The 14,343-nt window shown below is 58.4% G+C and carries 14 protein-coding genes; all 14 read right to left on the bottom strand.

Going from position 1 to position 14,343, the window contains the following annotated elements; all coding sequences use genetic code 11:
* Positions 1-40: 40 nt before the first annotated feature.
* The 14 genes from fleR to pseF all read right to left on the bottom strand — a co-directional run bounded on the left by fleR (position 41) and on the right by pseF (position 14,341).
* Complete coding sequence (fleR, locus tag E3W21_RS18510) at positions 41-1,426, bottom strand: sigma-54-dependent response regulator transcription factor FleR (protein ID WP_134421380.1); 1,386 nt, start codon at positions 1,424-1,426, stop codon at positions 41-43.
* A 5-nt stretch (positions 1,427-1,431) separates the two neighbouring features.
* Positions 1,432-2,637 (bottom strand): PAS domain-containing sensor histidine kinase, encoded by a 1,206-nt coding sequence (locus E3W21_RS18505; RefSeq protein WP_166793843.1) that lies wholly within the window; start codon positions 2,635-2,637, stop codon positions 1,432-1,434.
* 128 nt (positions 2,638-2,765) lie between these two features.
* Entirely contained in the window at positions 2,766-4,241 is a 1,476-nt protein-coding gene (locus tag E3W21_RS18500) for a sigma-54 dependent transcriptional regulator (protein ID WP_129442165.1), read from the bottom strand.
* A 174-nt stretch (positions 4,242-4,415) separates the two neighbouring features.
* The gene (locus E3W21_RS18495) at positions 4,416-4,712 is read right to left on the bottom strand and encodes a hypothetical protein (RefSeq protein WP_056742091.1); all 297 of its coding nucleotides are present in this window, start codon (positions 4,710-4,712) and stop codon (positions 4,416-4,418) included.
* A 10-nt stretch (positions 4,713-4,722) separates the two neighbouring features.
* The gene (gene fliS, locus E3W21_RS18490; protein ID WP_134421378.1) at positions 4,723-5,118 is read right to left on the bottom strand and encodes a flagellar export chaperone FliS; all 396 of its coding nucleotides are present in this window, start codon (positions 5,116-5,118) and stop codon (positions 4,723-4,725) included.
* A 126-nt stretch (positions 5,119-5,244) separates the two neighbouring features.
* The gene (gene fliD, locus E3W21_RS18485; RefSeq protein ID WP_134421377.1) at positions 5,245-6,687 is read right to left on the bottom strand and encodes a flagellar filament capping protein FliD; all 1,443 of its coding nucleotides are present in this window, start codon (positions 6,685-6,687) and stop codon (positions 5,245-5,247) included.
* An 82-nt stretch (positions 6,688-6,769) separates the two neighbouring features.
* Positions 6,770-7,138, bottom strand: a complete 369-nt coding sequence (locus E3W21_RS18480) for a flagellar protein FlaG (protein WP_008151040.1) — start codon at positions 7,136-7,138, stop codon at positions 6,770-6,772.
* Positions 7,139-7,209: 71 nt separating this feature from the next.
* A complete protein-coding gene (locus E3W21_RS18475; RefSeq protein WP_111451871.1) occupies positions 7,210-8,055 on the bottom strand; it encodes a flagellin domain-containing protein in 846 nt (281 codons plus the stop codon).
* A gap of 249 nt (positions 8,056-8,304) precedes the next feature.
* Positions 8,305-8,571 (bottom strand): hypothetical protein, encoded by a 267-nt coding sequence (locus E3W21_RS18470; protein WP_134421376.1) that lies wholly within the window; start codon positions 8,569-8,571, stop codon positions 8,305-8,307.
* Positions 8,568-9,860 carry a motility associated factor glycosyltransferase family protein gene (locus E3W21_RS18465; RefSeq protein ID WP_134421375.1) on the bottom strand — a complete coding sequence of 431 codons (1,293 nt, stop codon included), beginning with the start codon at positions 9,858-9,860 and terminating at the stop codon, positions 8,568-8,570. The genes E3W21_RS18470 and E3W21_RS18465 overlap by 4 nt, the downstream gene beginning before the upstream one ends.
* 82 nt (positions 9,861-9,942) lie before the next feature.
* A complete protein-coding gene (locus E3W21_RS18460; protein WP_134421374.1) occupies positions 9,943-10,869 on the bottom strand; it encodes a ketoacyl-ACP synthase III in 927 nt (308 codons plus the stop codon).
* 229 nt (positions 10,870-11,098) lie between these two features.
* Positions 11,099-12,151, bottom strand: coding sequence for a pseudaminic acid synthase (gene pseI, locus E3W21_RS18455; RefSeq protein WP_134421373.1), 1,053 nt, complete (start codon positions 12,149-12,151; stop codon positions 11,099-11,101).
* Positions 12,144-13,649 (bottom strand): UDP-2,4-diacetamido-2,4,6-trideoxy-beta-L-altropyranose hydrolase, encoded by a 1,506-nt coding sequence (gene pseG, locus E3W21_RS18450; RefSeq protein ID WP_134421372.1) that lies wholly within the window; start codon positions 13,647-13,649, stop codon positions 12,144-12,146. The genes pseI and pseG overlap by 8 nt, the downstream gene beginning before the upstream one ends.
* Positions 13,646-14,341, bottom strand: a complete 696-nt coding sequence (pseF, locus tag E3W21_RS18445) for a pseudaminic acid cytidylyltransferase (RefSeq protein WP_134421371.1) — start codon at positions 14,339-14,341, stop codon at positions 13,646-13,648. The genes pseG and pseF overlap by 4 nt, the downstream gene beginning before the upstream one ends.
* Positions 14,342-14,343: the final 2 nt, after the last annotated feature.

Below are 14,343 nucleotides of genomic sequence, written 5' to 3'. Positions count from 1 at the left end.
GCCGCTCCCACATTTAGATCGGTGTTGCTTGCGTCAACTTTCAGGTGGCGAACAAATAAGCTTCCACGTCCATTCCGGCATCACGCATCTGCGCCAGCTTGTAACGCAGGGTGCGCGGGCTGATGCCCAAACGCTCGGCGGCCTCTTTGCGACGGCCGCGTTCGGAGCGCAAGGTGTCGATGATCATCTGGAATTCACGGCGACGCAGGTCATCGCCCAGCGCCCCGGCCGACTCGGATTCGATCTCAACCGCCCGCACTGGCGTCGCAGCCAGTGCCGGCAACGGCGCACAGGCGACCGGCCCGGACAGGCAGAAATCCTGCGGCTGAATCAAACCACCCTGCTGCAGGATCAACGCTCGCTGGATCGCGTTATCCAGTTCACGCACGTTGCCCGGCCACGGATAACCAATCAGGCACGCCTGCGCCTCGGGCGACAGCCTCGCTGCGGCATGCTTCATTTTATTGACGTGCTTGGCCAGCAGACGCTCGGCCAACGGCAGGATGTCGGCGGTACGTTCGCGCAACGGACGCCAGGCCAGCGGAAACACCGACAGGCGATAGTAAAGGTCTTCGCGAAAACGCCCCGCCGCCACTTCACCGGCCAGGTCACGGTTGGTGGTGGCGACCACTCGAATGTCCAGCGTGATCGGCTTACGTGCGCCGACTCGCTCAACTTCGCGCTCCTGCAAAACTCGCAGCAACTTGGCCTGGAGCCCGAGGGGCATTTCGGAAATTTCGTCGAGCAGGATAGTCCCGCCATCAGCCTGTTCGAACTTGCCGGCCTGCGCCGCGATGGCACCGGTGAACGAGCCCTTTTCGTGACCGAATAACGTAGCTTCGAGCATGTTGTCGGGAATGGCTGCGCAGTTGATCGCAATGAACGGCTGACTGGCGCGGTGAGAGTGCTGATGGATGTAACGCGCCAGCACTTCTTTACCGGTCCCGGACTCGCCGGAAATCAATACCGTGGAATCACTGCGCGCTACCCGTGCAGCCAACTCCAGCAATTGCGCACTGGCCGGCTCGAACGCTACAGGCCCCTCGCCCTCGGTCGCGCCGAGACTGCCCAGCGCATGACGTGCCACCAGATCGAGCAATGCCTTGGGCTCGAACGGTTTGACCAGGTAATCCGCCGCGCCCTGGCGCATCGCATCGACTGCCCGCTCCACGGCGCCGTGAGCCGTCATCAGCAACACCGGCAGCTGCGGCTGACGAGTGCGCAGCAATCCGAGCAGTTGATGACCGTCCATGCCCGGCATGTTGACGTCACTCAGCACCAGGTTGAACGTCTCATTACCGACCGCCGCCAGCGCTTCTTCTGCCGAGCCTACCGCCGTGTAGTCGTGCCCCGCGAGCAGCAGTGTATCCGCCAGTGCCTCGCGTAGCGCGCGGTCGTCCTCGACCAGTAAAACCTTGATTGCCATGTCCTTCACTCCGCTCCCTGAGCGCTGGGTTTTTCACCAGAAAAAAGTGGCAGGATCACCTGCGCACACGTGCCGCGACCGAGCCGCGAGCGCAGCTGCAATTCTCCTTGATGAGCACGCGTCACCGCCTTGACCACGGTCAGGCCGAGGCCGGTTCCGGTGGTTTTAGTGGTAAAGAAGGGTTCACCCAGACGCGCCAGTACTTTCGTATCGATGCCGCTACCGCTGTCGCTGACCGCTACACGCAGGTTGTTGTCACGGGTATAGAAATGAACTTTCAAACGCACATCACCGGCGCCGGCCTGGATGGCGTTCTCGATCAGGTTCAGGATCGCCCCGACCAGCGTGTCGCGATTGCACAACAACTCGCCCGAATGACTGTCGCACTGCCAGCGAATCGGCAGGTCCTGCACATGGGTCAGTGCTGCCGCCTGCAGCGACTGCATCAGCACTTTGGGTGTGACGCGATCAGTCAGCGGCAGCTCGCCGCGCGCAAACACCAGCATGTCGCGAACCTGATGCTCCAGCTCATGCAGACGCTCTTTCAAGCGCCCGGCAAAACGTTGCTGGGTCTCGACCGGCAACGCTTGCTCAGTCAAATGACTGGCGTAGAGCAAGGCGGCGGACAAGGGGGTACGAATCTGATGAGCCAGCGAAGCGACCATCCGACCGAGGGACGACAGACGTTCGTGGCGGGCCAACTGATCTTGCAGATGACGGGTTTCAGTCAGGTCGTTGAGCAACACCAACTGACCGGGCTCGGCATCCAGCGAGCGAGTAGAGATCGACAAACGCCGACCGTCCTTGAGCGAGATTTCGTGACCGTCGTCTTCACGGGGCGCAAAGCAGCGGGCAATGACATGACGCCACAGCTCGCCTTCAAGGGGCAGGCCGAGCAGCTCGCAGGCAGCGGGGTTGGCTTCGCGCACGATGCCTTGGGCGTCGATGACGATGACGCCGCCGGGCAACAGATCGAGGAGGTTTTGCAGCCGGTTGGCCAAGCGTTCTTTTTCCGCCAGCTCCTGCATGCGCTGAGCGCTGACCACCGCCAGCTCACCCTTGAGCTCGGTGACTCGGGCTTCGAGCATACTGTAGGAATCGGTCAATTGGCTCGACATCTGGTTGAACAGTGCAAACGCCTGCTCAAGGCCAAGCCGGCTCGCCTGCTCTACGGACGACGGTTGTCCCGAAGCGTCAGGGACAGGAGACATCTGGGCGGCTTGGGGCATTGTGCTCTCTCGCTTGGCTGACCGTCAGTTAAACGGAACGTTGCGAGGGATGTAGCAATACCCGTGCCTAAAAAAAACCGCCTACAAATGAAGGACTTGAAAAACAGGCGTCAATCATCCGCCTGTTCATCACCGTCACGACGGCTCATGCCGTACTTGCGCATCTTTTCCACCAGCGTGGTGCGACGAATGCGCAGGCGTTCGGCGGCGCGCGCAACGATGCCATTGGCATCATCCAGCGCCTGCTGAATCAGCCCTTGTTCCAGACCACCGAGGTAGTCCTTCAGGTCCAGACCTTCCGGTGGCAGCATGGCGCCGGCCGAGAAGTCCGGAGTATGACCGTTGATGGCCACCCGCTCTTCAAGATCGCTGCGCAGGCTGTCGACCAGTTGCTCGTCCTCATCGTCGACGTAACGGAATTTCTTCGGCAGCTCGACCACGCCGATCACCCCGTACGGATGCATGATCGCCATGCGTTCCACCAGGTTGGCGAGCTCGCGGACGTTGCCCGGCCAGCCGTGGCGGCACAGCGACATGATCGCCGCCGAGTTGAAACGGATCGAACCACGCTTCTCGTGCTCCATGCGCGAGATCAACTCGTTCATCAGCAACGGGATGTCTTCGACACGTTCGCGCAGCGGCGCCATCTCGATCGGGAATACGTTCAGGCGGTAGTACAAGTCTTCGCGGAAGGTGCCGACCTCGATCATGCTTTCGAGGTTCTTGTGGGTCGCCGCGATGATCCGCACATCGACGCTTTGGGTCTTGTTGCTGCCCACGCGCTCGAAGGTGCGTTCCTGCAGCACGCGCAGCAGCTTGACCTGCATCGGCAGCGGCATGTCGCCGATTTCATCGAGGAACAGCGTGCCACCATTGGCCAGTTCGAAACGCCCGGCGCGGCTGGTGATTGCCCCGGTGAAGGCGCCCTTCTCGTGGCCAAACAGTTCGCTTTCCAGCAACTCGGCAGGGATCGCCCCGCAGTTGACCGGTACGAACGGCGCGTCACGACGCTTGGAGTGATAGTGCAGGTTGCGCGCGACCACTTCCTTGCCGGTCCCGGACTCACCGAGGATCAGCACACTGGCGTCGGTGTCGGCGACTTGCTGCATCATCTGACGGACGTGTTGAATCGCCCGACTGGTGCCGACAAGACTGCGGAAAAGATTGGGTTCGCGATGACGACCGCGCTCGCGGGCCTGGTCGTACATCTCGCGATAGACCTGGGCACGGTGCAGGGAGTCGAGCAACTTGCTGTAGCTGGGTGGCATTTCGAGGGTCGAAAGCACTCGGCGACGCTGGTCTTCTGGCAAGTCAACGGAAGAATTATCGCCCATTAACAAAACCGGAAGGAACTCATCCCAGGTGGAGAGTGTCTTTAACAAGCCCGTAAGTGCGCCAGGAGCATTGACTGTCCCGATGAGGACACAGATCACTTCACGACTTGACGACAATGAGCCGACAGCCTGCTGCCAGTCATGGCTACCGCAGGGTAAATTTTCTTCGCCAAGAAAATTTAATATCACCGCCAAGTCGCGGCGGCGGACGCTATCGTCATCAATCAGCAGGATTTTGGTTTCACGCCACATGCAATAGCAACTTCCCTAGTCAACTCAATGCCCGAAATGAGGGGGCAAGCTAGACGCTTGCAGACACGTTGATGCCTGTAGACGCCTGAAATGTTCAACCAGCCACTAGTTAAGTCAAAAAACCGTGCACAGTCAAATTTATGGCGCACTAAGTTTAGATTAACCGGGGATTAATTAACCAAACAGATGGTAAACCTTTGCCGCGTTCTGTGCTTGGTGGATCTGCGACATCTCATCCACTATCGCTTGCCTCTCCCCTGTCGCCGCCTCCAGAAGCTGTTTATACACCCCCAGCAACTCCTCAAGGTTATCGCGCAACGCGGCCTCGTCCACCGAAGCTTCACTCAAGACGTCTTCCATGCAGGAACGGCAAGCCAGGTCCAATTCACCAATGGCTTCCCAGTTACGCTCTGCCAAAGCACCGACCAGGCCTTCACGGGTTTGTTCGATTCGCTGCAATACAAGACTCATGGTGATCTCCTTAAAACTGCGGACCCGGCGCGGCGATAGCATCCCAGCCGTCTTTGACGGTGCGAAGCAGGTCGGCGACTTCGTCGAGAATCTTTGGATCGGCGCTTACATTGGCCTCGGTGAGGCGCTTCATCATGTAGGTGTAGAGGTTATCCAGTTCACCCACCGACTCTGCCTGGTTTTCCAGGTCCAGACCTTCACGCAGACCACCGATAATGCCGATGGCCTTGCCGATCAGAACCCCTTTATTGGCGATGTCCTTGCGTTCCATCGCGCCTTTGGCCTGCGCAATACGATCCAGGCCACCCTCCATCAGCATCTGCACCAGACGATGAGGGCTGGCTTCGGACGTTTGCGCCTGGGCGCCAATCTTCTGATATTGGCGAAGGGCTAACATTGGATTCATGTTCTACCTCATTAAAACTTTGTGATTCGTATAGCCAGTGTATCGACACGGCGTCAAAAATCTTTAGACCAAACCAAAAAAAGCCCGACAAGCGGAATCCGCTGCCGGGCTTTTGGCGTTTATGCGCTATGAGGCGTTTTTCTGCGCGTTCATCGCCTCGAACATCGAAGTGATGTTACTGGCAGTTGCCTTGAGTTTGCCCACCAGAGAATCCATGTCGTTGTACTTCTTGGTCAGCACAGCAGTCAGCGTCTCGATACGGCGATCCAGAGCTAGCTGCTGGTTGGCCAGATTCGACTTGGCCTTGGCCAGGCTGGTCGAACGGGCATCGAGGATACCCTCACTGCCAGTGACTGTGTAAGGGGTGATTGCATCGTTCATGCGCGTCAACAGGCCTTTGGCGGCATCGCCAGTCGCCGCCGGATCACCCAGGAACAGTTTCTGAACCTCACCACCGAGCTTCTGGGTATCCATCGCAGTGGTGAACTTGGTGCTATCGAAATCCAGCGCACCGGTTTTCTGATTGGTGGTGATACCCAATTGCGACAGAACAGTAAGTTTGTCACCCGCACCGGTAGTGACCAACGGCGAACGAATCGATGCCAGAATGCCGCGTGCCAACGGGTCACCGGTCAGTGCAGCAGCAATGGTCGGTTTGCCATCGTCATCCAGGGAAGGCTTGGTCAGCGCATTAACACTGGTCACAACCTGGTTATACGCATCAACGAAAGCTTGAATGGATTTTTTCAGACCATCACTGTTCGGGCCGACCGTTACCGTCGTGGTTGCATCACCACCGGCGACCAGATTCAGGGTCAAGCCGGAAATGGCCGCGTCAACCTTGTTGCTTTTGCTGGTCAGCGCGAGCCCGTCCACGGTGAACTTGGCGTCCACAGCGAATTCGCCGATGGCACCCGCCGAAGTAGCTGTCGGTGTTGCACCCATTTGCTGGCCGGCATTGATCTCCAGACCAGCGATACCGCTGAGGGTGATATCGGAACCGGCACCGGTCACCGTGGAACCCATCACCAGACGCGAGCCAAACGAGTCGGTCACGATGTTGGCACTGAAGCCGTTGGCGCCCTGCTGGGTGTTAATCGCATCTCGAACCGACTGTAACGTCGCGCCCGCCGGAATGGTTACAGAACTGGAAACGCCGTTTTGCGTGATATTGAGCGTGCCGCTCGCAATAGCACTGCTGGTACCGCCAGCAAAGGCTGCGGTAGCTACTTTGGACGAAGTCGCAAGATTAGAGACCTTGATCACGTAAGTGCCGTTGACGGCCGTGTTGCTGGCTACAGCGGTCAATACTTTCGCGTCAGCGGAGGTGGCGTTGTAACCCAGGAATTGCGGAGTTTGGGTATTGCCCAGATTCTTGATTGCAGTCTGGAAGTTCGCCAGGACACTTTTGAGGCTACCGATACCGGAAATCTGCGCGGTGTTGGTGGTCGTCTGACGGTCGATCTGGTTCTGCTTGGCTGCTTTGTCGGCATTGACCAAGGCTTTGACAATAGCACCGGTATCAAGGCCAGAGCCTAAACCCGTGCCCGGTAAAATTGGACTTGCCATGCATATCTCCCTTCAGTGTGTCGCCGGTCTTTTGACCACTACAACGTCCAAAAGAACATAGCTACAATATTCATGCCAGCTGTCAGGCTTTCGCGCTGAACAACAGGCTGCTTGCATCATTCAAACTATTGGCCAGCCGCAGGACTTCTTCATTGGGGATTTGGCGAACCACCTCACCCGAGTCACTGGCAATAACCTTGACAATTACTTTGCCCGAAGGCTCGTCGATCGAGAACTCCAGATTGCGCTTGACCGACTGAACGAACTTTTCAATTTCCTGAACGGCCATCTTGAGTTTGTCCCGCTCGGATACCGAGTCTTGCTTTTGTTCATCCTTGACCGGCGCCACCACAAGGGCATCGGCTCGAGGCTTTTCCACCGGCTTGTCAGCAACGGTCGTCGCCGGCTTCGCAGCTGGATAAGACAAGTTCAGCTTCACGCTCATATCCATGTCCATCACCTCTTAAAGTAAAAAGCGAGGGAGCACGACAAGCGCACTCCCCCGCCAAAACTCATCAGCTATTACTGAAGCAGTTTCAGTACAGCGGATGGCAGCTGGTTGGCCTGAGCCAGAACTGCGGTGGAAGCTTGTTGCAGAGTTTGTTGCTTGGTCAGCTGTGCAGTTTCAGCAGCGAAGTCGGTATCTTGTACGCGGCTCAGTGCAGCACTGGCGTTTTCGTTGATGTTCTGCAGGTTGGAAATGGTAGTCGAGAAACGGTTCTGAGCAGCACCCAAGTCAGCGCGAGTGGCGTTGATGTTTGCCAGAGCAGCGTCGATAGCCGAGATAGAAGCATCAACAGAGCTGTGGTTAGCTGCGTTGGAAACGCCGGAAATGGTAGTACCGGTCATGCCCAGGGAGCTGGCGTCGAAGCTGGTCGACAGGGTCAGAGTGATCTGGTTGTCGGAAGTAGTACCTGCACCTACCTGGAATTCCATCGCGCCAGCAGTACCGTCGATCAGTGCCTTGCCGTTCAGGTTGGTGGACTGAGCAATACGGGTCAGCTCAGCGATCGACTGTTGGTATTCTTTGTCCAGAGCGGTACGGTCAGCAGTGCCGTTGGAATCGTTTCGCGATTGCAGTGCGATTTCACGCATACGTTGCAGAATGTTGCTCGACTCTTGCAGAGCGCCTTCAGCGGTCTGAGCGATCGAAACACCGTCGTTGGCGTTTTTGATAGCCATGTTCTGACCACGGATTTGCGAATTCATACGAGTAGCGATCTGCAGGCCGGCGGCGTCGTCTTTGGCGCTGTTGATTTTCAGGCCGGAAGAAAGACGGGTCATCGAAGTCGACAGAGCGTCGGAAGCACGGTTCAGGTTCTTCTGAACATTCAGCGAAGTAGTGTTGGTGTTTACTGTCAAAGCCATGACGAATTCCTCGTTGGTTGGGTACTGCGGCTTCCGGCCCTGGCAACCGCCGGGTATGGCCTAGAGAACCTTCGTAATAGTTATCGTCGCCAACGCAGGTTGCTTTAGGGGATTTTGAATTTTTTTTGCCATCACCCTCCCCCCCCCCTTTAAAACAAAGGCCTAGCGACGATCCAACCACCAAAAAATGACGCCAGAGAACTGCCGAAAAACCTCCTTACAGCCCCGCTCCCGCTGATCTGCTACGGATTACGCGGAATCGACAGCCACCAGCAAATCGACCAGTTCGTATTCAAGGTAGTCCGCCAGCGCCAGCCAGTCCTGTCGCTCCTGACTATCAAGCAGGCATGTCAGCAATGCCATCCACCGGGCCGCAATCTGGCTGTCTGCCCCGCCGACCCGCGACTGCACCCGCTCCGCTATCTCGACCATGACCAGCGCAGCCTCGACATCCCTTCCCAAGCGAAACAATGCTGAACATTGCCGGGCCTGATCAACGAGTAACACTTCGCTCATTGACTGAACTCCGGATGAAATGTCGTGCCGGCAATCATGGCCCCGGCTCGACTGCTGTTGTAGAAGACGACGTGTGGATGCGCAGTGATATAGCGCTCCAGCTCACACAGGTAGCTACGGAAGTTGAGTTGGGTCTTGACTCGTTGGCCGTGACCATCAAGCACCCAGTGTTTGGCCGCGCCCAGTTGTGGCCCCAGGTCGCCATCGTCCCAGCCCGCATGGGTCTTGTCGTTTGGAAAGGCAAAGTCGGCACCGAACAGGGTAATTTGCGCCGCGCCCATTTTCACCGCTAGGTCCACCGCCGGATGAATCACGCTGCCACCGACATACAGCTCGCCTCTCGGTAACTGCTGTCGCATGTGTTGATAAATTGGACTGGCGGAGTAACCGACATACCGCGCCCCCTGCCAGGCTTTCAGCACCTGTGGATCGACCATGGGCATGTATGCCAGGGCAATGTCCGTCGTTCCTTCAGGCGGCAGGTGCCGGGTCGAGATGCGCTGATCGATACTGACGACGATGTCGGGACGGATGCCGTGATCAAGCAGCGGCCTGTAAGCGGTATCGACACAGATGAACAGCGGCCGCTCTACCTGATGGCGGATTGCGCGCAATGTCTCGAAGTGCAGCTCCAGGCTCGGCCCGGTGGCGATCAGAAACACTTCCAGCCCAGGCCGCGTATCGAACAGCCGGGCGACATCATCATCGGCCTGGACCAGGCTGAGACTCGCCTGTAAGCGCTCGACGATGTCCGGAGCCTGAGGATCAAACTCACGGTTATTGAACATCAAGTGGGTTTCACTGATCAGGCGATCGCGGATCTTGGCATTGAAGTCATCCGCCAATACCAGCTCGGACGGCAAGGCGAAAAACGGCAGCTGGATTTCCGCCAGATCGCCGGCGTACATCAGCTCGACCCGCGGATCGCTGAGCCACTGCTGCTGATCCAACAGTTGCAGCACCAGGGCAAACACCGCACCGTTGAGGATGTGCACATACAAGCGTTCAAGCCCGACGCGTGCCAGCAGCTCCACTTGCAGATCGCCAAGTCCCGTGCCGTAGACATACACCACTGGACTGTCGGCTGGCAGGCTGTCGGCCTGAAGCCTGGCCTCACGGACGCGGTCATGGCGGCTGGTCAGTTGAATGCCATTGATGCTCAACGTCGAGCCCAGGCCTTCCACCAGCTCAGCCTGCAACAAGCTTGTGTTCTCAACCAGCAAGCGCGCAGAAAGCATCGGCCAGCGGCGCTGTATGACGTCGACGTTGCGCTCAAAGAACTCGCTCATGAAGCCTCGCTTTCATTCGGGCAAAAAAATAGCGCTCAAGGTTACACCTTGAACGCTTTTTTTGTGCCTGGCTTTTGAAAGATCAAGGGCGATAGATAATCGCCGAGCCCCATGACAAACCAACGCCGAAACCGCTCAACGCCACGCGCTTCCAGGTGGAGTCCAGCACATGTTTTTCCAGCAGCAACGGAATGCTCGATGACACCGTGTTGCCGGTCTCGACCATGTCCTTGATGAACTTCTCCGGCTCGCCTTCGAAGCGTCGCGCCACGGCATCGACAATCGCTGCGCTGCCCTGATGGATGCAAAAGGCATCGATATCGTCAGCGGTCAGTTGCGAATCGGCCAGCAACTCGTGCAAATGCGCCGGGACTTTAAGCAGCGCAAAATTGAACACCTGACGGCCGTTCATGAAGAACACCCCGTCGGTCACCTTCAGGTGCGGCGCACCGGAACCGTCGGTGCCGAACTTGGCCTTGCCCAATTGCCATGGCGCGTTTTCACCCATCCAGGTCGCGGTGGCGGCATCACCAAACAGCATGGTGGTGTTGCGGTCCTCCGGGTCGACGATCTTCGAGTACGGATCAGCGGTGATCAGCAGGCCATTCTTCAAGCCAGCAGCTTCCATGAAACCCTTGATGGCGTAGATGCCGTAGACGTAGCCGGAGCAGCCCAGGGAAATATCAAACGCGGCGACGGTAGTCGGCAGGCCCAGTTTGTCCTGAACGATAGCTGCGGTGTGCGGCAGGCCTTCTTCGTCGCCGTTCTGGGTGACAACGATCAGCACGTCGATGTCTTCACGTTTCAAGTCGGGATTGTTGGCGAACAGCGCATTGGCTGCTTCGACACACAGGTCCGAGGTTTCCTGCCCGGCGTCTTTACGCGGCAGGAAGGCCGAGCCGATCTTGCCCAGGATGAACTCTTCATCCTTTTCGAATTTTGCACCTTGTGCGTAATTGTCCACGCCGGCTACAGGAACGTAGCTCGCAATGCTTTTTATGCCAATCATTACGGCTTCCCAATAATAAACAGCCCAATACCACCGCTCGTAATGATTCGAGGGGCGCCGACAAACAGAGAAAAATGTCGCCCCGAGGGAGCGACAGGCGGGAAGAATAAAAGGCTATCACTGGATCAAAAGGACACCAGGCGCCACCTCCCCGATTAATACAATACAGTGAAGATGCGCGTTATGACTCGCAGGTCACGCTATTTTGCCGAATCTGGCCGATAAGGCGTTATTCGACCAATGACCAATCCAGCGGCGTACCACGCTTGATGGCCTGGCGGGCGCGGCGGCCCAGCAGGCTTTCCGCGTGTTTAGGCGCCAGCCCCAGGCCAGGACGGATGGCCCGCAGATTGGCGACGGTGAAGGGCTCGCCGGCCACCATGTCCTGAGTCACATACAGCGAACGGCGATACACCAGGGACTTGCGCTCGACTTCAGTCACGCCGTAATGCACTTGGCCCATGGCCTGCCAGGCGCGTTCGGTTTCGATCACCAGGCTGGCGAGTTCTGCCGGCTCCAGTGAAAAACTGGCATCCACGCCACCCGCGGCACGGTCGAGGGTGAAATGTTTTTCCACCACCGTCGCCCCCAGTGCCACCGCGGCGACAGACACTCCGACACCCATGGAGTGATCGGACAGGCCAACTTCACAGCCAAACAATTCGCGCAAGTGTGGAATCGTCCGCACGTTGCTGTTGGCGGGCGTCGCAGGGTAAGTGCTGGTGCACTTGAGCAACACCAGATCCTTGCAACCGGCCTCACGGGCGGCACGCACGGTTTCGTCGAGTTCAGCGATGCTGGCCATGCCGGTCGAAATGATCAGCGGCTTGCCTGTGACGGCGACCCGCCGAATCAGTGGCAGGTCGGTGTTTTCGAAACTGGCGATCTTGTAAGCCGGCACGTCGAGACTTTCGAGGAAGTCCACTGCGGTGTCATCAAACGGCGTGGAAAACGCGAGCATGCCCAGCTCTTTGGCCCGGGCGAAAATCGGCGCATGCCATTCCCACGGTGTGTGGGCCTTCTCGTACAACGCGTACAGCGAAGAACCGGCCCAGAGGATGTCAGGGTCCTTGATGAAGAACTCACCTTCGGACAGGTCCAGGGTCATGGTCTCGGCGGTGTAGGTCTGCAGCTTCAAGGCATGGGCACCGGCCTTGGCCGCCGCGTCGACGATCTGCAGCGCCACCTCCAGAGACTGGTTATGGTTGCCACTCATTTCGGCAATGATGAATGGCGGTGCATCGGCACCGATGGAGCGATTGCCGATCTTGAAGCTAGTCATTGCGGTGATCCTTCAATATGCGCGTGAACGCGCAAGCACGCTGGGTGAATCCTGCCTCGCGAAACAGCTTCAGCGACGGCTGATTCGCCGGCAACACTTGAGCGGTGATGACATTCAGTTGCGGCCAGTGGGCGGTCACAAAAGCTTCGCCCCGGGCCAGCAGGCTCCTGCCCCACCCCAGACCGAGGCGGCCTTCAAGCAGGTAAATCGAGACTTCGGCTTCAAGTCCGTCCAGGTCATAACGCAGTACCCCGACCGGGCCATCGTTCGCCTCGGCAATCAACAGTAATCGCCCCGGGTTGCTCAGGCTCGCGGCCAGCCAGTCTTGATGCCGTTGCCAATCGATGACCTGCGTGTCCAGCGACCAGCGCCGCACCGCCTCGGCATTGCGCCCCTCGAACAGCAACTGCGCATCGTCTACGGTTGCTTGCCGAACCTGCAAAACCGCACCGGTGAGCGCTGCCGCAACCCGCTTCGCACCCCGCCCATCGACCAACTGACGCGAGTGTTCGGCCAGACTTTGGCGTAACCCCTGATTGCCGGCGAGAAAAGCGATGGCCTGACGCAACTGATCGACGCTGACGTTCTCGCGGGGGCCCAGATACACATGGGAACCTGAGGTCGCCATTATTTCGGCGTTGGCCTGCTGATTATTCGAGACCGCGATACAGATCGTCGGCAACCCCATGGCCGCCCGCTCCCAACTGGTACCGCCACCGGCACCGACAAACAGCTCGGCCTCGGTCATCAGTCGGTAAAAGTCACTGACAAAACTGTGCAAGCGCCAATTCGGACGATTGGCTGCAAGCGCCTGCATCTGTGCCCAGGCCGGGTTGTCGGCACCGGCGACGAAATCGACCTCCAGCTCATGGAGATCCACCAGCGAGAGCATCGCGTGGTGTGTCTGCATCGCCACATCGAAGCCGCCGAAATTCACCAGCACCCTTTTGGCCTTTGGTTTTATTTCGATTGCCGGGCAACAGAACTCATCGCGCAGCAGGGCAAAACGCGGACCGAGCAAAGTCTGGCAACCGGGCGCCAGCAGCGAAGCGTAGGCTTCTGGCGTACCCGAAAGATTCTGATTGAGCAGCAAATCAACGCTGTAGGTGCGCGTGGCGAGGTCGTCCACAGCGGCAATCCTGGGCGCCCAGCGGCGGGCCGCGGTCTGCCAGTGATGGTCGAGGCCGTAATGGTCGACGATGACCCAATCGAAGGCCGGATGATCGCTCAGCGCTTGCCCAAGTGCGGCGATGTCCGCCTGCCACGGCAGCAAGGATTCGATTGCCTGCCGCGGGTCTTCATCAGGGTAACGAGCCGCCAGGGCGAAGACTTCAAAGCCCTCGGCTTGCAGCGCTTCCAGTCGATGGCCCGGCAACAGGCGGCAAGCGAAAGCCACCTGCGCACCTTGCTTGCGCAAGACTCTGGCCAGGGTCAAACAGCGAGCAATGTGACCGCAGCCAATGGTCGGCGACGCGTCGGCGCGGATCAGCACTCTCATTGCAGCTCTCCGCCAGCTTTCAATGCGGCATAGAGGTATTCGGCACGCTTCCAGTCTTCAAGGGTGTCGATGTCCTGCACTAGATGCCGCGGCAGAATCACCGGCAGGCTCGCCGGGGAAAACAGCGCATCGCCGCGCAACCAGGCCTCTCTGCGCCCCCAATAGAACTGGCCGGCATCCTGATAGGCTTCAGGCAAATCCTGGGAGCGGGTGTTGCGAAACTCCGGATAGAGCGAGGTCAAGGCACCCTGCTCGTCGAGGGTCAAGGCACGTTGCACCGGGAAGCCGAAACCGGCCACGGAAAAAGCGAAGGACTTGTCCGGATGCTGCACCAGTAATTCATGCCCCTGACGCAGATAGCGTGCCTGCAACAGCGGCGCGGTAGCGTAGATGCAACAGACGAAGTCGAAGATCGGCAATTGGTTCAAGGCATGCACGATCACCGCAGCCGTCCCGGTGAAATCATCAGCCAGTTCGACAGGCCGCACGAACGGCACCTGCGCGCCATGAGCCCGGGCGACGTCGGCAATTTCTTCGTCATCCGTACTGACGACGACTTGATCGAACAACCCGCAATCGAGTGCCGTACGGATCGAACGGACGATCATCGGTACACCGTCGAACGGCTTGAGGTTCTTGCGCGGGATTCGCTTGCTGCCACCGCGGGCCGGAATGATTGCAACGCAGCTCAAGT

It is taken from the genome of Pseudomonas sp. F01002 (assembly GCF_004402115.1).
GTDB classification, from domain to species: Bacteria; Pseudomonadota; Gammaproteobacteria; order Pseudomonadales; family Pseudomonadaceae; genus Aquipseudomonas; species Aquipseudomonas frigoris.
The sequence above is the reverse complement of the archived record's forward strand: the minus strand, read 5'-3'. Positions and strand labels throughout refer to the sequence as shown.

Bases quoted from the DNA above. Each gene is read 5' to 3' on its own strand.
- E3W21_RS18470 (WP_134421376.1), bottom strand. From the start codon at position 8,571: ATGAGCGAAGTGTTACTCGTTGATCAGGCCCGGCAATGTTCAGCATTG.
- E3W21_RS18500 (WP_129442165.1), bottom strand. From the start codon at position 4,241: ATGTGGCGTGAAACCAAAATCCTGCTGATTGATGACGATAGCGTCCGC.
- E3W21_RS18505 (WP_166793843.1), bottom strand. From the start codon at position 2,637: ATGTCTCCTGTCCCTGACGCTTCGGGACAACCGTCGTCCGTAGAGCAG.
- fliS (WP_134421378.1), bottom strand. From the start codon at position 5,118: ATGAATCCAATGTTAGCCCTTCGCCAATATCAGAAGATTGGCGCCCAG.
- E3W21_RS18480 (WP_008151040.1), bottom strand. From the start codon at position 7,138: ATGGATATGAGCGTGAAGCTGAACTTGTCTTATCCAGCTGCGAAGCCG.
- pseI (WP_134421373.1), bottom strand. From the start codon at position 12,151: ATGACTAGCTTCAAGATCGGCAATCGCTCCATCGGTGCCGATGCACCG.
- fliD (WP_134421377.1), bottom strand. From the start codon at position 6,687: ATGGCAAGTCCAATTTTACCGGGCACGGGTTTAGGCTCTGGCCTTGAT.
- E3W21_RS18495 (WP_056742091.1), bottom strand. From the start codon at position 4,712: ATGAGTCTTGTATTGCAGCGAATCGAACAAACCCGTGAAGGCCTGGTC.
- E3W21_RS18465 (WP_134421375.1), bottom strand. From the start codon at position 9,860: ATGAGCGAGTTCTTTGAGCGCAACGTCGACGTCATACAGCGCCGCTGG.
- fleR (WP_134421380.1), bottom strand. From the start codon at position 1,426: ATGGCAATCAAGGTTTTACTGGTCGAGGACGACCGCGCGCTACGCGAG.
- pseG (WP_134421372.1), bottom strand. From the start codon at position 13,649: ATGAGAGTGCTGATCCGCGCCGACGCGTCGCCGACCATTGGCTGCGGT.
- E3W21_RS18460 (WP_134421374.1), bottom strand. From the start codon at position 10,869: ATGATTGGCATAAAAAGCATTGCGAGCTACGTTCCTGTAGCCGGCGTG.
- E3W21_RS18475 (WP_111451871.1), bottom strand. From the start codon at position 8,055: ATGGCTTTGACAGTAAACACCAACACTACTTCGCTGAATGTTCAGAAG.